This window comes from Streptosporangium longisporum, from assembly GCF_039534895.1.
GTDB lineage: Bacteria > Actinomycetota > Actinomycetes > Streptosporangiales > Streptosporangiaceae > Streptosporangium > Streptosporangium longisporum.
The window spans coordinates 345837-364791 of sequence record NZ_BAAAWD010000014.1; the positions used below are offsets into that span (position 1 = coordinate 345837).

The following is an 18955-nucleotide window of genomic DNA, read 5'->3' on the forward strand; positions in this document are numbered from 1 at the left end:
CTCCCTCCCTCCGCCCGCGACGCGGTGCCGCCGTGCTGACCCGCCTGCTCCGTACCTACCTGCGCCCCTACACGGGCGCGCTGGCCGCCGTGGTGGTGCTGCAACTGGTCGGCACCATCGCCTCGCTCTACCTGCCCAGCCTGAACGCCGACATCATCGACCGGGGCGTGGCGGTCGGCGACACCGGATACATCCTGTCGGCCGGCGCCTGGATGCTGGTCGTCTCCCTGGTGCAGATCGCCTGCTCGGTCGCGGCGGTCTACTACGGCGCCCACGCCGCCATGGGGTTCGGGCGCGACGTCCGCGCCGCCGTCTTCCACCGGGTCGGCGGGTTCTCCGCCCGCGAGGTCTCCCAGTTCGGGGCCCCCTCGCTGATCACCCGGGGCACCAACGACGTGCAGCAGGTCCAGATGCTCGTCGTGATGACCTGCACCATGCTGGTCGCCGCGCCGATCATGGGCATCGGCGGCATCGTGATGGCGCTCCGCCAGGACCTCGGCCTGTCCTGGCTGATGCTGGTCTGCGTACCGGCGCTGCTGATCTCGATCGGCCTGATCATCTCCCGCATGGTGCCCCAGTTCCGCGCCATGCAGACCCGCATCGACGTGGTCAACCAGGTGCTGCGCGAGCAGCTCACCGGCATCCGCGTGGTGCGCGCCTTCGTCCGCGAGCGCGAGGAGACACGCAGGTTCGCCGAGGCCAACGAGGCGCTGACCGGGACGGCGCTGCGGGTGGGACGGCTCACCTCGCTCATCTTCCCCGTCGTGATGCTCATCCTGAACGCCTCCAGCATCGCCGTGCTCTGGTTCGGCGCCTGGCGGGTGGACGGCGGCGACATGCAGATCGGCGCCCTCACCGCGTTCCTCATGTACCTGATGCAGATCCTGACCTCGATGATGATGGCCACCTTCATCTCGATGATGATCCCGCGCGCCGCGGTCTGCGCCGAGCGGATCGCCGAGGTGCTCGACACCGACTCGTCGGTCGTCCCGCCCGAGAACCCGGTCCGCGAGGTGACCGGCCACGGCGAGCTGGAGATGCGCGACGTCGAGTTCCGCTACCCGGGCGCGGCCGCACCCGTGCTGTCGGGCATCACGTTCCGCGCGACCGCCGGGCAGACCGTCGCCGTCATCGGCAGCACCGGCTCGGGCAAGACCACGCTGCTGTCGCTGATCCCCCGGCTGTTCGACGCCACCGGCGGGACGGTCATGGTCGACGGCGTCGACGTGCGCGAGCTCGACCCCCAGACGCTGTGGAAGCGCATCGGCCTGGTGCCGCAGAAGCCGTACCTGTTCAGCGGCACCGTCGCGAGCAACCTGCGCTACGGCAACCCCGACGCGAGCGACGAGGAGCTGTGGGAGGCGCTGGAGGTCGCCCAGGCCCGCGGCTTCGTCGAGGAGATGCCCGGCGGCCTGGACGCGCCGATCGCCCAGGGCGGCACCAACGTCTCCGGCGGCCAGCGCCAGCGGCTCTCCATCGCCAGAGCGCTGGTCAGCAAGCCCGAGATCTACCTGTTCGACGACTCGTTCTCGGCCCTGGACCTGGCCACCGACGCCCGGCTGCGCGCCGCCCTGCGCCCGCACACCGCGCGGGCGGCCGTGGTCATCGTCGGCCAGCGCGTCTCCACCATCGCCGACGCCGACCAGATCGTCGTCCTGGACGACGGGGTGATCGTCGGCCTCGGGACGCACGACGAGCTGCTGGAGTCCTGCCCGACGTACATCGAGATCGTCGAGTCCCAACTAGCCGCGGAGACCGCAGCATGAGAGACCGGCCCACGACCACGACTCCCCCGGCCGGGACTCCGGCGGCCGCCGCGCCCGCGACACCCGCGACACCCCCGGCGGCTCCGGCGACCCCGGCCGCCCCGACGCCGCGGCCTCCCGCGGGCGGCGGCCCCTTCGGGCGCGGCCCCATGGGCGGGATGGGGATGCCCGCCGAGAAGGCCATGAACTTCGGGCCGTCCACCCGCCGGCTGATGCGGCGGCTGAGCCCGGAGCGCCCGATGCTCCTGCTGGTGATCGCCCTGGCCGTCGTCAGCGTGGTGTTCTCCGTCATCGGGCCCAAGATCCTCGGGTACGCGACGGACCTGATCTTCACCGGCGTGATCGGCAGGCAGCTCCCGGCCGGGACGACCGCCGAGCAGGCGGTCGCCGCGGCCCGCGCGGCGGGCAACGACAACTTCGCCGACCTGCTCGCCCGGATGGACGTCGTCCCGGGCCGGGGCATCGACTTCGACGCCCTGGGCACGGCCCTGCTCTGGGTCCTGGCCCTGTACGTCGCGGCCTCGCTCTTCGCCTGGCTGCAGGGCTACATCCTCAACGACGTGGTGCAGCGGACCGTCTACCGGCTGCGCGAGGACGCCGAGGAGAAGATCAACCGGCTTCCGCTGCGGTTCTTCGACGGCCAGCCGCGCGGTGAGCTGCTCAGCCGGGTCACCAACGACATCGACAACGTCTCGCAGACCCTGCAGCAGACGCTGAGCCAGCTCCTGGTCTCGCTGCTGACCGTGATCGGCGTGCTGGCGATGATGTTCGTGATCTCGCCGCTGCTCGCCCTGATCGCCCTGGTGACCATCCCGCTCTCGATGGTCGTCACCGGGATGATCGCCAAGCGCTCGCAGCGGCACTTCGTCGCGCAGTGGGCCCACACCGGCACCCTGAACGCCCACATCGAGGAGGCGTTCACCGGCCACGAGCTGGTGAAGGTCTTCGGCCGCCGCCCCGAGGTGGAGGAGGTGTTCCGGCAGCGCAACGAGGAGCTGTACAAGGCCGGCTTCGGCGCGCAGTTCGTCTCCGGGATCATCATGCCGATGATGATGTTCATCGGGAACCTCAACTACGTGGCGATCGCGGTCGTCGGCGGCCTGCGGGTCGCCACCGGCACGATGAGCCTGGGCGACGTCCAGGCGTTCATCCAGTACTCGCGGCAGTTCACCCAGCCGCTCACCCAGGTCGCCTCGATGGCCAACCTGCTGCAGTCGGGGGTCGCCTCGGCCGAGCGGGTCTTCGAGCTGCTCGACGCCGTCGAGCAGGACCCGGACCCGGCCGACCCGGTCCCTCCCACGGTCCGGCAGGGCCGCGTCGAGTTCGAGCGGGTCTCCTTCAGCTACGACCCGGAGCGGCCCCTCATCGAGGACCTGTCGCTGGTGGCCGAGCCCGGTCACACGGTCGCGATCGTCGGCCCCACCGGCGCGGGCAAGACCACCCTGGTCAACCTCGTCATGCGCTTCTACGAGCTGGACGCGGGAAGGATCACCCTCGACGGCGTGGACATCACCGCGATGCGCCGTGAGGACCTGCGCTCGCACATCGGCATGGTGCTCCAGGACACCTGGCTGTTCGGCGGGACCATCCGGGAGAACATCGCCTACGGCAACCCGGAGGCCACCGAGGAGCAGATCCTGGCCGCCGCGCGGGCCACGTTCGTCGACCGCTTCGTCCGGACCCTGCCCGACGGGTACGACACCGTGATCGACGAGGAGGGCGGCAACGTCAGCGCCGGCGAGAAGCAGCTGCTGACCATCGCCCGCGCCTTCCTCGCCGACCCGTCGCTGCTCATCCTGGACGAGGCGACCAGCTCGGTCGACACCCGTACCGAGGTCCTGGTGCAGCACGCGATGGCCGCGCTGCGCTCGGACCGGACCAGCTTCGTCATCGCGCACCGGCTCTCCACGATCCGCGACGCCGACCTCATCCTGGTGATGGAGGAGGGCAGGATCGTCGAGCACGGCACCCACGAGGAACTGCTCACCGCCCGGGGCGCCTACCACCGCCTGTACTCGGCCCAGTTCAGCGGCGCCCTCGTCGAGGCGGAGGAGGAACTCGTCGAGAAGTGAGGTCGGACCGGGCGGCGGCCGGGTGGCGGCCGGGTGGCGGCCGGACGGGATGTCGGCCGGGTTGGGAAGACGACCGGGCGACGGCGGGGACGTTCCGGGAAAAGGAACTTTCCATGACGGAAAGCTCGGTGTATGCTTTCCATCATGGAAAGCAGCCGATCCCACCTGGAGACCCCCGACCCGGCCGCCGCCCGCGCGGCCCTGGACAGCGTCACCGCGATGCGCGCCCATACGGCGGAGCGCATCACCAGCCCGTGGTGGTACCACGCCGGGCTCGGGGTGGCCATGGCCGGTGCCTGCGTCTCCATCAGCATGCGCTGGGCGTCCTACGGGGTGCCGCTGTTCCTCATCCTGGTGCCGTTCGCGCTCACCGCGGCGCTCAAGCGGTCGACGGGGTTGTCCATCGACCGCTACACGTCCACTCCCGCCGCCCGGCGGACCTACGGGCTCTACATGCTGCCCGTCCTGATCGTGGCGGGGATCGCGATGTACCTGGAGTGGGGAGCCGGGGTGTACGGGGCCGTGGCGGTGGCCGGGGTGCTGATCGGCGTCCTCACCGTCGTCATGGGCCACCGCATGGACGAGGCCCTGCGGGCGGATGTGCGAGCGGGTCGTGACCGCCCCGGTCTTTGACGAGATCATCCACGCCCCCAACCGCCTGCAGATCTGCGCGATGCTCTCGGCGGTGGAGTCCGCGGAGTTCTCGGTGCTCCGCGAGACCCTCGCCGTCAGCGACTCGGTGCTGAGCAAGCACGTCAAGGTCCTGCAGACGGAGGGGTACGTGGAGGTGACCAAGACCTCGGGCAAGGCCGCCAGGAGCACCTGGATCGCGCTCACCGCCGAGGGCCGGCAGGCACTGGCCGGGCACCTGGCCGAACTCCACCGCCTCAGCGACCTGGCGAACGTCGACGGCGGATGACCCCCGGCACGCCCCGCCCGGATCCGGGGGCGGCGGTCCGGGGGCGTTCCCCGTCCGGTCAGCAGGTCGTCCCCGCGGCCGGCAGCACGCGGTCGGCCAGGTAGCGGTCGATGTGGCCGCGGGCGCAGGGGTTGGTCACGTACAGCGTGTGCCCCGGCCCCTCGTGGCGGACGACGGCGCTTCCCGGGACCTGGGCGACCACCCGCCGGACGGCGTCGGACTCGTCCCAGGCGCCCGCGCCGAGCAGCGGCGGCAGCCCCTTGGGCAGCGGGGCCGGCGGGTTGGTGACCGGGACCGGCCAGCCGATGCAGCCCAGGGTCCCGGTCGCCAGCGTGTTGGCCGTCCCCGCGTCGGGTGCGGCCCTGCGCAGCCGGGCGATCGTCGCGTCGAGCTCGGCCCGGTTCGCCGGACGGGGCCAGTCGAGGCACTCGGTGACGCCCGTGGACTGGTCGGGGTAGCGGGCGCCCCGCTCGGGCAGGAAACCGGAGGCGTCACCGGCGATCGCCCCGCGGACGTCCCTGGCCAGCTCGGGCCATGCCGTCTCGCCGTCCCGGGCCGCGCTGATCGCGAACGCCTGCAGGTCGCGGCCGTCGTAGGCGATCCCGGCCCGCTTGGCGGGGATCGGCGTACGGTCGGCCCCGGCGACCAGCCCGCGCCACCGGGCGCGCACGTCGCGGCACTTCCCCTCGGCCGCGCACCAGTCGAAGAACCGGCCGAGGGCCTTGTCGTTGCTCCTGGCCATCTTCTCCATCTCGGCGCCCCAGTCGGCGGTGGCGTGGTTCCAGGTGCCGTCGAGCACCATCGTGCGCACCTCGGCGGGGAAGAGCCGGGCGTAGTCCTGCCCGTAGAACCCGGCGTAGGAGGCGCCGTAGTAGTTGAGCCCGGCGCTGCCGAGCGCCTTCCTGATCGCCTCCATGTCCCTGGCGTTGTCGGCGGAGCTCATGTTCGCGAAGAACTCGGGATCCTTGTTCCGGCAGGCCTCGGCGTAGCCCCGGTTGGTGTCGGAGAGCCGCCCGAAGTCGGCGTCGTCCCGGGGGAACTCCGGCAGCGGGACGCGGGTCCAGGTGCACGGCAGGCCGGTGCTGAGGCCGCCGAACTGCTCGCCGTAGCCCCGGGTGTCCCAGGTGACGACGTCCATGCGCTTGCGCAGCCCGGCCCACCAGTTCCCCGACCGGGTGATCGAGATCCCGGGCCCGCCCGGCCCGCCGTAGGCCACCAGGACGGAGCCCTCGGAGACGCCGGTGGCCTTGAGCCGGCCCAGCCTCAGCGTGATCTTGCGGCCGTCGGGCTTGCTCCAGTCGACCGGGACGCGCAGGTCGGCGCATTCCATCCCGCTCGTGTCCTTCGGGCAGGGAGCCCAGTCCAGGGGCTCGGCCTGCCCCGCCTGCCCCGCCTGTACGCCGGAGCCCAGCAGGCTCAGGGCGACCACGATCGATGTCATCATGCGGCCACGATCTCCGAACGGGCGCCCCGGCCGCGTCGGCCCCCGGTCCGATCCGCGGACGGCGGATCATCCCGGGGGATGTCATCCCGGCACGCGACCGGATGCCTCGTTTTAAGAGCCTGAACGGGTCACCACGCGGGTTCCCGGGAGGCGTTCCGGAACGTTCCAGGAGAGGGTGCCGGAACGTGCCCGGGCCGGTCAGGAGGAGGCGCCGCCCTCCCCGTCCGCGAGGAGGATGTTCCGCAGCCGCAGGACGCTCGTCCTCCACAGGTCACCGGCCCCCTCCGCCGACCACAGCTCCAGCAGCTCCGAGGGCTCGGCCATGACCCGGTCGAGCGCCTGGACGGCGAGGCCCCCCAGCTCGGCCGGGAGCACCGGCAGGGGCTTCTTGGGGCCGTACGGGCTCAGCACGGCCTCCCCGCCGGGACGCTGCGCGGCGACCAGCGCGGCCGCGGCCAGGGCCTCGGCCGCGTCGTCGAAGTCGAGATAGTCGGTGGTGCCGGCCGCGCGGGCGAGCGCCTCGCGGATGAGCTCCTCCCGCTTGTCCTCGTCGGCCTTGTCCAGCCTGCCGGAGAAGTCGGCCGCCGTGTCGTTGTCGAAGGGGCCGAGGTCCCAGGTGCCCATGTACGTCTCCAGGTCGTCGTGGTGCGCGGGTGTCCGGACATCGTGGCAGGAAGCACCGACAGACCGGGCACCGGCCGGCCTACCGGCACCGTACCCGGACGGCCCTGAACGGCCCTGGACGTCGCCCCGGCCCGGCCTCCGCGCCGGTGCGGGACGCCGGTGCCGACCGGTCCGCGGGGTGAGGCAGCATGGAGGGGTGAACGAGGATGCGAACGCGCTGGCGAAAATGCTGGCGGCGGGCGGCGTCGTGGTGCTGAGCGGCGCCGGCCTGTCGACGGAGTCGGGGATCCCGGACTACCGGGGGCCGAGCGGCGCGTCGAGACGGCACAGCCCGATGACCTACCAGGCGTTCCTGTCCGGCCCGGTGGCCAGACGGCGCTACTGGGCCCGCAGCCACGTCGGGTGGCGGGCGATGGCCGGGGCGAGGCCGAACAGCGGCCACCGGGCGGTCGCGGACCTGCAGCGGCGGGGCCTGGTGACCGGCGTCGTCACGCAGAACGTCGACGGCCTGCACCAGGAGGGCGGCGCCCGCGACGTCATCGAGCTGCACGGCAGCCTGCACCGCGTGATCTGCCTGAACTGCGGCGACCTGAGCTCCCGGGAGGAGCTGGACGCCCGCCTGACCCGGGCGAACCCCGCCTTCGCCGCCCGCGCCGTCGCGGTCAACCCCGACGGCGACGCCGAGCTCGGGGACGAGGAGATCGACGGGTTCGAGGTGGTCGGATGCCGGGCCTGTCCGGAGGGGATCCTCAAGCCCGACGTCGTGTTCTTCGGGGAGAGCGTCCCGGCGGGCCGGGTGGGCGAGTGCTTCGCCCTGGTGGAGGGGGCGCGCCTGCTCCTGATCCTGGGGTCGTCGCTGACGGTGATGTCCGGCCGCCGGTTCGTCCTGCGCGCCGCGAAGCTCGGCATCCCCGTGGCGATCGTCAACCAGGGCCCGACCCGGGGGGACGAGCACGCGGCGCTCACCGTCGACGGCCCCCTGGGCGAGATCCTTCCCGCGCTGGTCGACCTCACCGCCCCCCGGGCCACGACCGCGCGCTGATCAGCGGCCGCTCCACCTGATCTCGTACGGCCCGAGGGCGAACTCCCTGCCGTCCACAGTCGTGGTGACCTTCGCCCCGGTGGTGTTGACCATGACCATCTGCTGCGGCTGGGCCAGCACCCGGACCCCGGGGGCGGAGGAGGTCACCGCCTCCAGCCTGGCACCGGCCGGGAACCACCGGGTGAAGTCGGCCATCAGCCGTCCGGTCGGCTGCTCGGCCCCGGTCCGCGGATCCCACATGCAGGGCAGGCAGGTCCCCTGCTTGACCTGCGGGTTCCAGTACAGCGCCGTGGCGGCGCCGCTCTCGGCGAACTCGATCATCGACGCGGCCTGGACGGCGAGCCGCATGGGCTCGGGCCACACGGTCTTGTCCTCGGGGACGAAGTACCACTCCGACCACCAGACCGGCAGGTCGGTCTTCTCCCGCAGCCAGGTGGTGACCGCGCTGAACTTGCCCAGCGCCCCGAACGCGTCGGGCAGCAGCTCATGGGCGTCGGTCACCGAGGCGCCGTCCACCACGACGAAGTCGGCGCCCTTCTTGTTCTCGAACCAGTACTCGAAGGCGTCCAGGGCGTTCTGGTTGACGACCCCCCACGGGCCCCGCAGCTCGGAGTTCCCGGTCCTGTTGCTGTCGAAGCCGAGGTAGGGGCCGCCGACCTGCGCGTCGGGCCTGGCCGCCTTCACCGCGTCGTAGACCTTGTTGTACATCGCGGTGTAGCCCTTGTAGTCCGCAGGTTTGGAGTGGTCCTTCCAGAAGCCCTTGAACTCGTTCCAGACCATGAAGTACTTGACGTCGCGGTACTTCGTGGCGACGGCCGCCGACAGCCTGGCGAAGTCGTCGAAGTGCTTGGGGTAGGGGGCGTCCTCCAGGTGCTCGCTCCAGGCCGAGTCCTGGGTCGGCCCCTCCGGTCCCCCCTTCATCCAGTCGGGGGCACAGCAGAGCGTCATGATCTGTGTGCCACCGGACCGCCTCATGAGGTTCGTCCGGCTGTCGAGGTCCTCCCAGTAGAACTCCCGCGGGCGGGGCTGGGGGTTGAGCGCGCCGAACCCCATGATGTGCTGGTTCTGCAGCATCGGGGTCTGGGCCAGCCGCTGGGCCACGGTCTGCTCGAACTGCGGGGTGACGTTGTTGGCGCTGACCCCGGTGTGGGTGAACCCCCAGCGGGGCCAGGCCGGGTCGACCCGCGGGGGCTCCTTGATGTTCGCGGTGGGCGCCGCGGACGGGGCGGCGGTGGGCTGCCGGCCGTCCTGGGCCGCCCGGTCCACGCTCTCCCCCGGGGAACAGCTCGCGACGACCAGTGCCGTCGCGACCAGCGCCGCCCCGGAGACGATCCTCCGGCCGGGACGCCGCCACATCGATCCCCATCCGAGCGCTGACACCTGAGCCTCACCCGATCCTCACCGTTCGCCGTACCCCGAGCGTTCCATGAGCCGTGTAAGGGCGGCATACAGGCGCACGGTCCGCGGGCGGTCGTCACGTCGCCTGACGCCGCCTGACGCTGCCCGCCGGCGACTACCGCTCGCCGGCCGCCCGGTCCGTCACGGCGAGGACGGCCCGTACGACCGCCTCGGTGTCGGTGAGGTCCTCCAGCACCAGCTCCGGACCGGCCGCGTCGAGGACGGCGGCGTCGTTGAAGCCCGTCGCGACCGCGATCACCCGCGCCCCGCCCTCGTGACCCGCGCGGACGTCGTTGGGCGTGTCCCCCACCAGCACGGTGTCGCGCGCGCCGAAGGAGCGTCCGTACTTGCCCGCGGCGCGCTCCTGCGCCAGCGCCACCAGCGCCGCCCGGTCCTCGTGGTCGGTGCCGTACGCGCCCACCTCGAAGTCCACGAAGCTTTCCAGCCCGAACACGGTGAGCTTGCCGACCGAGACCGGCTCGGTGTTCCCGGTCAGCACCGACTGCACCACGTCCGGGCGCTCCCCCAGCGCGGTGAGCACCTCGCGCACCCCGGCCAGGGCCCGGCCGCGCTCGCGCATGACGGCCTCGCGCACGACGAACGCCTCGGCGAGCGCCACGTAGAAGGAGTCCAGCAGCCGATCGGAGACCTCCACCCGGTGGGCCTGGAGGATCTCGGTGACGATCGCCCGTTCGGTCCGGCCGGCCACCTCCACGGCGTGTTCCATCCGCCGGCCGGTGACGGCGTGCAGCGCGTGGTCATAGGTGTCGGCGGTGACGCCACCGGCGTCGATCAGCGTGTGGTCGATGTCCCACAGGACGAGCGTCATCGGAGAACTCACCGCCCGAGCATAACGAGATCGCCTCGGCGACGCGCTCCTCCTCCCGGCCGTGAAACAGCGGGAAAGCATGGGAGCGGTCGTTTCGGATCGGCGAACCCTGGGCATCGAGATGCCGCGAGCGTCCCGTCGAAGCCGAAGAGACACAGGAGCGATCATCGGTCTTCCGTTCCACGGCCGGAGCGAAAAAGGCTCACCTTGTGAATCGGGAGAGAACGATCGTCATGCGGTAATCTCCGTTTCCCGAATCGCTGCCCTGGCGTTCCGGCGGAGAACATTATTAGAGTCTTTCCGTCAGGATCCCGTACCGTCACGCGGCCCTACCCCGCCGAGAGCAGCGTCCAAGGGAGGTTCGGGGTGACCCCCGCCGATCTGGCCCAGTGCAGGGCGGACATGTCCGCGGTCACCACCGCGATGAACGAGATCCTCGACGCGCTGCGCGCCGTACCACCCCTGTTCGGCAAGGAGACCTGGCAGGGGTCCTCGGCCGACGCCTGGAGTGACGAGTGGAACGCCCGCCGCGCGCATCTCCTCTCACTGCTCGACGCGGTCGCCAAGGAACAGCAGGCGATCGTCACCCGGATCGAGAAAGCCGTGGCGGCAGGCGGGAACACCCCATAGGGAAACCACTCCATCACGTGGAACGCACCGAGAGGACGGCATGGGCGAATTCGTGGGCGTCGCTCCCGACAGGCTGGAGAAACTGACCGCTCAGCTCAAACGGCTCCACGAGATACTGGCCGACCGCGGTTCGGTGATCCAGCGGAAAATGGAGAATTGGGACGCTCAGGTCGGCTTCGGCGTCCTGCCCCGCCTGGTCGACAGCGCGCGGGACGACGCCCGTGACATGGAGGCCCGCACCGAACGGGCCTACGAGCTGGCCCGCCTGAAGGGCTGGGACCCCAAGGCACCCGTCATGGGCATGCCCGGCCACGTCCCCGGCCCGATCCCTCCCCCCGTCGTGCCGCTGGACTGGAAGGCCACCGGCCGGAGCGGCTTCCAGGCGGAACGCGACGCCACCGCGCTGGTCACGGCCATGGACGGCGAGAACACGGAGGAGAAACGCGCCGCACTGCGCGAGGCGGCCGAGAAGCTACGGCTGCATCCCAAGGACAACGACTACCTCAGGACCTTCCTGCAGATCGCGGGCCCGGCCACGGCCCAGGCCGCCCGGGTGCTCAACGACGGGGACCACTCCGAGGGCACGCTGTTCTCCTGTCAGGACCAGGGTGTCCTCACCACTCTGGCGGGCGCCCTGGCCGCCGCCGGCAGCCTGCGCACCGGCAGCGGCAAGGACGCCAGGCCACTGATGTCCGACGCGACCCGTGCGGCGCTCACCAAGGCCAAGGACCCGTGGTCGGTGGGCATGCTCCTCAAGCACGGGCCGTCCGGCAAGGACTGGGACTCCCGGCTCCTGGCCGACATCACCCGCTCCCTCCTGGACGCGCGCAAGGCCGGCACGATCTCCTTTCCTCCCACGCGATCCGGCAACGGGTCGTCCGACCTGGGCGGGGACGTGTTCCGGTTCCAGAAGGTCCTGGCCGGCCACGACCCGGTGATCGCCGCCCTGAACCGGTCGGCCGAGAACGGGAAGGCGGCCCGCCACGTCCTCGGCGACCCCGACAAGGGCCTGACCTACACCCGGATGCTGGTCGACGACTCCTGGCGGACCCCCGGGTCGGACTCGTTCCACCGGCGTCCCGCACCGCCCGGCGGCATGACCGACCCTTCTCCCAAGATCGGCCAGGTCGACCTCTCCTCCCACGTCGGCACCTTCCTGGAGGCCGCCGCCTCCGCGAAGCGCGGCGGAGGCACCGACGCCAGGGAGTCGGCCTGGTCGGTGGTCAACATCGCCAAGGCCACGGCGGAGTTCTCCCGGCTGAACCCGGAGAAGGTGCTGCCGGCGGAGACACGTAGGGCGTTGAACTTCGCGATCGACCGTTATCTTCCGGACTTCGCCGCCTCGGCACGCCTGGGAGTTCCTAGCGAAGCAGTTCTGAGCAAACGCTCCCCAAATGGACTGTGGGTTTCCTACTTCTCTCACCGCGAGCTCAAAGGGCTTCTCAAACAGGCGCTGAACAACGAAAAGGACCTCGGTAAGCTTCTGGGTTCCATGGACGCACGGCTCAGTGGAGCCGTAAAAGCGACAGTCCTGGACCCCTCCGACCAAAATTACCTCTCGGAGATGGCAGCACTTTATGGCTTCGTTTCCAAGATCGAGGCAGACCAAAATTTCAGCGATGCCGAAAAGAAAGATGCTCAGAACAAGCGCAGCGCGACCTTCTTGTCCATGTTTAGCGGAGGATTCGGCGCTATAAACTTCACCAAAGCCGTGGGCCCGACGACCAGCGCCCAGATTTTCACTGCCCTCGCTCAGCCGCCCTTGAACGAGGCCCTTGATACCGACCATGCGACGGATGCCCTGAAGAAAAATGCAGAAGCTTTCTATGACCGGGTCTCACGTGTGGAAATCCCGGTGGTTCAAGGGCTGATCAATGCTGGAGCCATAGACGTGGAGAGCAACGTGTCATGGTTCCACAATGGGGTGATCATCCCCAACGCGGAATTTGCCGATTGGTACAACACGAACGCACAGAAGAAGGTCGCAGGAAAGGAACTGGAAGAGTGGGTCCGGGTCACCGAGGCGGACATGCAGACCCAGCGAGGGATGACACCCTGATGAAGGCCATGGTAAGACTGGCCACTTTGATCACGATCTTCGCTGCTACGGCTTGTTCGGACAAGCCCGCCACTCCGCCTCAGAGCGAGCCGTGGGAGATACGGACAAGAGCCATACACAGCGTCGTCGAATGTCTTGCTGGGCATGAAAAAATTCCCGAAAAGGAGATCAAGGGAGCTTCTTGGTTCGTAGACGGTCGCATTCGTCCGAACGGGGAGTTCGCCGACTGGTCCAGCCTCCACGCGCAGACAGAGTATGCCGGAAAAGAACTTGAGGAGTGGACCGCGGAAGCCGAGAAAGCAGGCGGCTCCTGGAAGTGCCCGTTCGCCACCTCCTGATCCGGCTTCCTCCGAACGGCATGCCCCGCAGGCGTCCCCGACAGCCGCCGCCGGATCGCGATGCCACGGGCGGTGACCGCCAGGAAGCCGCTCTCGTCGGGAAGCGCGAACGTCGGGAAGCGCGAACGTCGGGAAGCGCGAAGGGCCCGGCCCCTCAAGGGGCCGGGCCCGTGGACCGCGCCTGGTTCACGGCGGGTCCGCCGTGGGTGCTAACGCCACGCCGTGAAGTGCCACTTGTTGGGCTGCGACCAGGTACAGGCCGTCACCCGGTATCCCGAGTCCCTGACCGCGTACCTCCAGTAGTTGCAGGTACCGGCGTCCGAGTAACCGCCGTAGAACTTGCTTTCGGCGTGGGCCACGCCACCGAAGGATAAGACCGTTCCGGCGATGGCGAAACTCGCGAGGCCGACGACCGCTCTTTTCATGAAACTCATGCTTTGGACCTTCCTTTGGGCCCCCGTGGGGAATTGCCGCTGCATATTGATCCTCAACCAGTGATCACCGATATGCAAGACCGTCTTTTGAATCCGGATCCGGCGTACCGGCGGCGACACCGCAGGCAGTCACGACCGCGCGGTGGCCCGTGTCCATGGGCTCTCGACCGGTGCGGTCACGAAGTCTCACGTGAGGCGCGAATCCCCGCGAGAGTGACGAGGCGGCGCGCTCTTCCCCGGCCCGGACCTCCGGTTCCGCCGTCGGACGGGCCCTGATCGTTCAGCGCGGACGTGTCACCGGGCCGGCCCCTCCCTCACGGCTGAGCACACGCGACCCCGTTGAACCGGAAGGCCTCCGGAGGGGGGTTGGCGCCCGTGTGGGTGCCCTGGAAGCCGATGAGCAGCGACTGCCCGGGAGCGAGGTCCTTGTTCCAGGGCTGGGCCACGGCCGTCACCGCGCTCGCGGTCTGCGACCAGGTGGCCGACCAGCCGGAGGTCACCCGCTGGCCGGGGTCGGCGAAGGAGAACGCGAGCTGCCAGTCGGTGAAGGTCGCGGAGCCGGTGTTGGTGATCCTGATGTTCGTGCTCATCCCGGCGCTCCACGGCCAGGAGGTGTACTTCACCTCGCAACTGCCGGGCACCGGGGGGAGGTCGTTGTAGATCGTGACGGCCACCGTTCCGGACGGGGCACTCACCTCGCCCTTGGTGTCGACGGCCACGACGTACAGGTGGTGGACCTCCGAGGCGACGTAGCGCGGGGGGAACGAAAGGTAGATCCTCCCCTCGGTGACCGCGGGCTGGAAGGTGGCCACCCGGACGGCCGTGCCGTTCCTGTTCTCGTACACGTAGTAGCAGGCGACGCCGTGCGGATCGACGGAAGCGGCCCAGCTCAGGTGCACCTGGTTGAGCGTGACGTTCACGACCGTCGGCGTTCCCGGCGCGGTCGGCGGGGTGCTGGAGGGCGCCGGGGTCTGCGGTGCCGTGCGGCACGGGAGGGCGGGAGAAGCGGAGGGTGCCGGTGACGGTGTGGTGGCCGTGGCGGTTCCGGCCCCCAGGAAGAGGAGCGCGACGGCCGTCGCCCCTCCGCCGGCCCAACCGGCCAGCCATGTCGTTACCCGCATTGATGTGCCCCCTTCGATGATGACCCCTTCAAGGAACGTCACACCCTGGACGGGACCGGTCAACGTCGCGCCGCCACCACGGCCGGGTGGCCCTGATGAACGGTGCCGGCCGATGAAACTTTCATCGACGGCGGGTGCGCGGGAGTTCACCGGAGCACCAGGCGCACGTCGCGTGGATCCGCGCAACCGCCGGCGGGTGTCAGAGGTCGACGCGGGCCATGAGCGGCAGGTGGTCGCTGCCGGTGGCGGGCAGAGTCCAGGCGGCGACGGGTGTCGCCCCACGGGTCATGACGTGGTCGATACGGGCGAGGGGAAAGGCCGCGGGCCAGCTGAAGGCGAACCCGTTCCGCGTCGAGACCAGCCGGGAGGTGAGCGGGGCCAGGCCGCGGTCGTCGAGGGTGCCGTTGAGATCCCCCAGCAGGACGACCCTGTCCAGCGACTCCGAGGCGACGGCCCTGCCCAGCGCGGCGGCGCTCTGGTCCCTGCGGCCGGAACCGAAACCGTCCGACGGCCGGATGCGGATCGAGGGAAGGTGGGCGACGTACACGGCCACGTCCCCCTGCGGTGTCCGCGCGGTGACCCGCAGCCCGCGGTTCCAGTCGGGCCCGACGCCCGCCGGTCTGATGTCCACCGGCCGCGCGTCCGTCAGGGGGTACCGGGACCAGAGGCCGACGGTGCCCGCGACCGCCCGGTGAGGGTGGCCGGACGCGAGGACGCGCTCGTAGGCGGGCCGGACGGCGGGCGTCAGCTCCTCCAGGGCGACGAGGTCGGCCCCGGCCCTCGCCAGGGCTCGCGCCGTCCCGGTGTGGTCGGGATTCTCCTCGCCGACGTTGTGCTGGAGCACGGTCAGGTCGCCCGCCGCCTCCCGGTCGGCGGGCAGCGACCGTCCGCCGAACACCACGACCCAGACCACCGCGGGCAGCACCAGGGACACCGTCGCGAGGGCCGAGCGGCGCAGCAGGACCGGCCCCAGCAGTACGGGAACGGCCAGGCCTGCCCAGGGAAGGAAGGTCTCCAGCAGGCTGCCGAGATTGCCCACGGTGTTGGGCACGACGCCGGGGAACGCCATCAGCACCGCCACCGCCACGGCGGCCGACGCGAGGACCCACCCGCGCGGCCGTGACCTGCCCGGCACGCCTCGCCCCCGTCCCCGGTCCCACGTCCGGCGTCCGGCTGGGTGGGCGCTTCCCCCCTCGCGACCGGCTTCCCGATCTTCGACGCTCATGCCCCGACCGTACGGCCACCGCGACCCGGCCGGGCCTCTTCCGGTGATGCGAACGGAGCGGCCGAGGAAGCCACGCCTTGACAGCGTTCGTCGCGAAGCCCTGTAATGACGGGCATGTCGCGTGCCACCGGCCGGGAGGACGGCGGTGGCATGGAGGCGCCGTAGCTAGGGATGACGTCGTGAGTTCACACTTCACAGGCAGCGGCTGACCGCACAGCGCCCGCGCGCCGTCCCCGCGCCCCGTGGCACCGAGCACCACCGCCACCCGCACCCCTCCCCGAGCCCGACCGGCCCGAATCCAGCGGATTCGCGTTCTACGGGTCGATGAACGGCTGACGTCCCGCCGTTCTCGCCGCGTACCTCCACCGATCTCGACCATGCCCGGAGCGGGCCGATGCCCGTCCGCTCCCGGAAAAGGAATCCCACATCGTGAACGTCACACGCATCCCCAGCACGCCCGGCGACAGCGCCGAGGCCCTGTCACGGCTCATGACCCTGCACGCCAGCCCCCCGGACCTGCCCGGCGACGCCGACCTCACCCCCGTCCTGCCGCACACCGGCGACATTCCCGGTACGTGGGTCACCGCGGGCCGGGTTACGGTCGGGAAAGGGGTGACGATCTATCTCCACGGAGGCGGATTCGAGTACACGAACCCCCACTTCGAGCAGCTCATGGCCTACCGCCTGTCGCAGGTGACCGGTCGCCCCGTCCTGGCGGTGGACTACCGGCTCGCCCCGGCCCACCGGTATCCGGCCGCCCTCGACGACGCGGTGGCCGCCTACCGGAGCCTGCTCGGCCAAGGCGTGCCCGCGTCGCGGATCATCCTGGCGGGCGAGTCGGCCGGGGGCACGCTGCTGCTGTCGGCGCTGCTGGTCCTCAAGGAGGCGGGCGATCCCCTCCCCGCGGCGGCGCTGGCCGTCTCCCCGCAGACCGACCTCACCCTGTCCAGCCCGTCCATCGACGCCAACGACGGCCAGGACGTCGTCGGCCGGGCCGTCCTCGACCACGTCCGCACCCAGTACCTGGACGGGGAGCGACCGGACCGGGCACCCCAGTCCCCCCTGCACGGTGACCTGCGCGGGCTGCCGCCGCTCCTGCTCGCGGTGGGCTCGAAGGAGGTGATGCTCGACGACTCCCGGCGCTTCGCCGAAACGATGTCCACCGCGGGAGGGGACGTCCGGCTCGACATCTACGAGGGCATGCCCCACGCCTTTCACGCAACCGTGCTCCTTGCCGACCCGCCCCCGGTCGCCACCACCCTGCTGCGCCGCATCGCGGAGTGGGCCGACAAGGTGGCCACGGCGAGCGCGTAGGGTCGCCGGCATGGCACTGCGACCCGTGCAGGTGAACGTGAAGGCCCTCGACGCCTCGGCGGTCGGCCGCTTCTGGGCGGAGGCGCTCGGCTGGAGCGCCTACAGCCCCGGCGTGACCACCTACGTCGGACCCGTCGGCGGCCTCGTCTGGCCGGACCCGGTCGCCGTCGGCGTCGACGTCGTTCCCGTCCCGGAACCCAGGACGACGACGAAGAACCGCCTGCACCTCGATCTCGCCACCGCCTCCGCGGCCCATCAGGCGGAGTTGGTCGAGCGCCTGAAGGGGCTCGGCGCGACGCCCGCCGACGTGGGCCAGGGTGACGTGCCGTGGACGGTCCTGGCCGACCCGGAGGGCAACGAGTTCTGCGTGCTGGAGCCCCGGGAGATCTACCGGGACACCGGGCCGATCGCCGCGGTGGTCGTCGACTGCGCGGACCCGCGGGCCATGGCCCGGTTCTGGGGGGACGCGATCGACTGGACCCTGCACGAGGTCACCGACGACCGCGCCGTGCTGCGCTCGGCCAGGGGCGTCGGCCCGTACCTGGAGTTCCTCCGTACGCCCGGTGTGAAGACCGTGCCGGACCGCGTCCATCTCGACCTGCTGCCGTACCCCGGTGACGACCAGGCGGCGGAGGTGGCCCGGCTGCGGTCGCTCGGCGCCACCGACCTCGACCTCGGCCAGGGCGACGTGCCGTGGACGTGCCTGGCCGACCCGGAGGGCCACGAGTTCTGCGTCCTCGCCCCGTCCTGACGCGGAGCCCGACGACACCGTCCCTCGTAGGAGAGCGTGCGGGATTCACATCCCCAAAGGAGTCCGGCACCCCGTTCCGGACGCCTCCCGTACTCCGGGGGAGTGCTTTTTCCTATTCTCTTCCCATGGAAGTAGAGGAGATCCGCACCTACCCCCTCAGGTCCGCCAAAGGCATCCCTCGTTCGTCCGCCCGCGTCCTGCCGTGGGGTCTGGAAGGCGACCGTCGCTGGGGAGTGGTGGGCCCGATGGGAGAACTGATCTGGGTAGGCGAACACCCCCGGCTCCTCTCGGTCTCGGCCGTCGAGACCCCTGAAGGCGGCCTCCACCTGTCGGCGAAGGACATGGGCGAGCTCACGGTCCCCCCGGCCACCGGCGACATGCTCCCGCTCAGTTGCTCCACCCTCGATCGAGCCGTACTCGCCCACGCCGACGCCCACGAATGGTTCACCCACCTGCTCGGCAGGCCCGCCCGCCTCATCTGGCTGGACGACCCCGAGCGCCGGACCGTCACCGAGAAACAGGGCGGCCTCTGGGACGGCCCGCTCCTGCTCGTCTCCCGGAGCTCGCTCCGGCGCCTGGACGACTGGATCGTCGAAGTCGCCATGGAGCACCAGGAGCACCCCCCGGACCCTCTCGACATCGCCCGCTTCCGGCCCAACGTCGTCATCGATGGCGCGAAGCCCTTTGCGGAGGACGCCTGGACGTCGCTCCGCATCGGCGAGGCCGACTTCCGCGTCTCGACGTTGTGCGACCGCTGCGTCGTCACCCTCTGGGACCCGGACACCCAGGAGCGCGGCAAGGAACCCCTGAGGACCCTGGCCAAGCGGCGTCGCTGGGACGGGCACACCTGGTTCGGCATCCGCCTGGTGCCCAGGAACCTTGGCGAGCTCAAGGTCGGCGACGAGGTCCGGCCGGGCTGACCGGTCGGGCACCGTCACCCTGGAACCGGAGTCCTTCCCCGAGGTGAACGGGCTCGTCGTCGGCATGGT

General features: G+C 70.7%; 18 protein-coding genes. 11 read left to right on the forward strand and 7 right to left on the reverse strand.

The genetic code is table 11. From position 1 onward, the window contains the following. Positions 1-32 precede the first annotated feature (32 nt). The 4 genes from ABD832_RS24955 to ABD832_RS24970 all read left to right on the forward strand — a co-directional run bounded on the left by ABD832_RS24955 (position 33) and on the right by ABD832_RS24970 (position 4757). On the forward strand, positions 33-1766 hold the full coding sequence (locus tag ABD832_RS24955; protein ID WP_344899503.1) for an ABC transporter ATP-binding protein: 1734 nt from the start codon (positions 33-35) through the stop codon (positions 1764-1766). Then, the gene (locus ABD832_RS24960; protein WP_344899505.1) at positions 1763-3838 is read left to right on the forward strand and encodes an ABC transporter ATP-binding protein; all 2076 of its coding nucleotides are present in this window, start codon (positions 1763-1765) and stop codon (positions 3836-3838) included. Before ABD832_RS24955 ends, ABD832_RS24960 begins: the two co-directional genes overlap by 4 nt. 144 nt (positions 3839-3982) lie before the next feature. Beyond that, the gene (locus ABD832_RS24965; RefSeq protein WP_344899507.1) at positions 3983-4471 is read left to right on the forward strand and encodes a hypothetical protein; all 489 of its coding nucleotides are present in this window, start codon (positions 3983-3985) and stop codon (positions 4469-4471) included. After that, entirely contained in the window at positions 4452-4757 is a 306-nt protein-coding gene (locus tag ABD832_RS24970) for a transcriptional regulator (RefSeq protein ID WP_344899509.1), read from the forward strand. Before ABD832_RS24965 ends, ABD832_RS24970 begins: the two co-directional genes overlap by 20 nt. 58 nt (positions 4758-4815) lie before the next feature. On the opposite strand, the gene ABD832_RS24975 is transcribed toward ABD832_RS24970, so the two are convergent. Further along, a complete protein-coding gene (locus ABD832_RS24975) occupies positions 4816-6201 on the reverse strand; it encodes an alpha/beta fold hydrolase (protein ID WP_344899512.1) in 1386 nt (461 codons plus the stop codon). Between the two features lie 198 nt (positions 6202-6399). Beyond that, the gene (locus ABD832_RS24980; RefSeq protein WP_344899514.1) at positions 6400-6825 is read right to left on the reverse strand and encodes a DUF4259 domain-containing protein; all 426 of its coding nucleotides are present in this window, start codon (positions 6823-6825) and stop codon (positions 6400-6402) included. 196 nt (positions 6826-7021) lie between these two features. On the opposite strand from ABD832_RS24980, the gene ABD832_RS24985 reads away from it, so the two are divergent. Next, entirely contained in the window at positions 7022-7867 is an 846-nt protein-coding gene (locus ABD832_RS24985; RefSeq protein ID WP_344899516.1) for an NAD-dependent protein deacetylase, read from the forward strand. Here ABD832_RS24985 and ABD832_RS24990 read toward each other — a convergent pair whose 3' ends face one another. Together ABD832_RS24990 and ABD832_RS24995 are read right to left on the reverse strand one after the other, a co-directional pair. Continuing rightward, a complete protein-coding gene (locus ABD832_RS24990) occupies positions 7868-9247 on the reverse strand; it encodes a glycoside hydrolase family protein (RefSeq protein ID WP_344899518.1) in 1380 nt (459 codons plus the stop codon). Between the two features lie 133 nt (positions 9248-9380). Next, a complete protein-coding gene (locus tag ABD832_RS24995; RefSeq protein ID WP_344899520.1) occupies positions 9381-10106 on the reverse strand; it encodes an HAD family hydrolase in 726 nt (241 codons plus the stop codon). Between the two features lie 354 nt (positions 10107-10460). Between ABD832_RS24995 and ABD832_RS25000 the strand changes: the two genes are divergently transcribed. From ABD832_RS25000 to ABD832_RS25010, 3 genes are read left to right on the forward strand one after another with little or no spacing between them, the layout of a single operon-like run. Beyond that, the gene (locus ABD832_RS25000) at positions 10461-10724 is read left to right on the forward strand and encodes a hypothetical protein (RefSeq protein ID WP_344899522.1); all 264 of its coding nucleotides are present in this window, start codon (positions 10461-10463) and stop codon (positions 10722-10724) included. 40 nt (positions 10725-10764) lie between these two features. Further along, the gene (locus tag ABD832_RS25005) at positions 10765-12783 is read left to right on the forward strand and encodes a hypothetical protein (protein ID WP_344899524.1); all 2019 of its coding nucleotides are present in this window, start codon (positions 10765-10767) and stop codon (positions 12781-12783) included. Continuing rightward, positions 12783-13121, forward strand: a complete 339-nt coding sequence (locus tag ABD832_RS25010; RefSeq protein ID WP_344899526.1) for a hypothetical protein — start codon at positions 12783-12785, stop codon at positions 13119-13121. Before ABD832_RS25005 ends, ABD832_RS25010 begins: the two co-directional genes overlap by 1 nt. A gap of 209 nt (positions 13122-13330) precedes the next feature. On the opposite strand, the gene ABD832_RS25015 is transcribed toward ABD832_RS25010, so the two are convergent. The 3 genes from ABD832_RS25015 to ABD832_RS25025 all read right to left on the reverse strand — a co-directional run bounded on the left by ABD832_RS25015 (position 13331) and on the right by ABD832_RS25025 (position 15745). After that, positions 13331-13480 carry a hypothetical protein gene (locus tag ABD832_RS25015; protein ID WP_344899528.1) on the reverse strand — a complete coding sequence of 50 codons (150 nt, stop codon included), beginning with the start codon at positions 13478-13480 and terminating at the stop codon, positions 13331-13333. A 389-nt stretch (positions 13481-13869) separates the two neighbouring features. After that, positions 13870-14676: a cellulose binding domain-containing protein gene (locus tag ABD832_RS25020; RefSeq protein ID WP_344899530.1), complete on the reverse strand. Its 807-nt coding sequence runs from the start codon at positions 14674-14676 to the stop codon at positions 13870-13872. A 199-nt stretch (positions 14677-14875) separates the two neighbouring features. Further along, positions 14876-15745 carry an endonuclease/exonuclease/phosphatase family protein gene (locus ABD832_RS25025; protein WP_413224612.1) on the reverse strand — a complete coding sequence of 290 codons (870 nt, stop codon included), beginning with the start codon at positions 15743-15745 and terminating at the stop codon, positions 14876-14878. A gap of 585 nt (positions 15746-16330) precedes the next feature. Between ABD832_RS25025 and ABD832_RS25030 the strand changes: the two genes are divergently transcribed. The 3 genes from ABD832_RS25030 to ABD832_RS25040 all read left to right on the forward strand — a co-directional run bounded on the left by ABD832_RS25030 (position 16331) and on the right by ABD832_RS25040 (position 18886). Further along, positions 16331-17215: an alpha/beta hydrolase gene (locus ABD832_RS25030; RefSeq protein WP_344899534.1), complete on the forward strand. Its 885-nt coding sequence runs from the start codon at positions 16331-16333 to the stop codon at positions 17213-17215. A gap of 10 nt (positions 17216-17225) precedes the next feature. Further along, complete coding sequence (locus ABD832_RS25035) at positions 17226-17966, forward strand: VOC family protein (protein ID WP_344899536.1); 741 nt, start codon at positions 17226-17228, stop codon at positions 17964-17966. A 125-nt stretch (positions 17967-18091) separates the two neighbouring features. Then, a complete protein-coding gene (locus ABD832_RS25040) occupies positions 18092-18886 on the forward strand; it encodes an MOSC domain-containing protein (protein WP_344899538.1) in 795 nt (264 codons plus the stop codon). Positions 18887-18955 lie beyond the last annotated feature (69 nt).

What these genes read in the sequence shown, in the direction of transcription:
- ABD832_RS24960 (WP_344899505.1), top strand. Translation starts at nt 1,763, where the DNA reads ATGAGAGACCGGCCCACGACCACGACTCCCCCGGCCGGGACTCCGGCG.
- ABD832_RS24965 (WP_344899507.1), top strand. Translation starts at nt 3,983, where the DNA reads ATGGAAAGCAGCCGATCCCACCTGGAGACCCCCGACCCGGCCGCCGCC.
- ABD832_RS24975 (WP_344899512.1), bottom strand. Translation starts at nt 6,201, where the DNA reads ATGATGACATCGATCGTGGTCGCCCTGAGCCTGCTGGGCTCCGGCGTA.
- ABD832_RS24980 (WP_344899514.1), bottom strand. Translation starts at nt 6,825, where the DNA reads ATGGGCACCTGGGACCTCGGCCCCTTCGACAACGACACGGCGGCCGAC.
- ABD832_RS25005 (WP_344899524.1), top strand. Translation starts at nt 10,765, where the DNA reads ATGGGCGAATTCGTGGGCGTCGCTCCCGACAGGCTGGAGAAACTGACC.
- ABD832_RS25010 (WP_344899526.1), top strand. Translation starts at nt 12,783, where the DNA reads ATGAAGGCCATGGTAAGACTGGCCACTTTGATCACGATCTTCGCTGCT.
- ABD832_RS25020 (WP_344899530.1), bottom strand. Translation starts at nt 14,676, where the DNA reads ATGCGGGTAACGACATGGCTGGCCGGTTGGGCCGGCGGAGGGGCGACG.
- ABD832_RS25025 (WP_413224612.1), bottom strand. Translation starts at nt 15,745, where the DNA reads ATGGCGTTCCCCGGCGTCGTGCCCAACACCGTGGGCAATCTCGGCAGC.
- ABD832_RS25035 (WP_344899536.1), top strand. Translation starts at nt 17,226, where the DNA reads ATGGCACTGCGACCCGTGCAGGTGAACGTGAAGGCCCTCGACGCCTCG.
- ABD832_RS25040 (WP_344899538.1), top strand. Translation starts at nt 18,092, where the DNA reads ATGGAAGTAGAGGAGATCCGCACCTACCCCCTCAGGTCCGCCAAAGGC.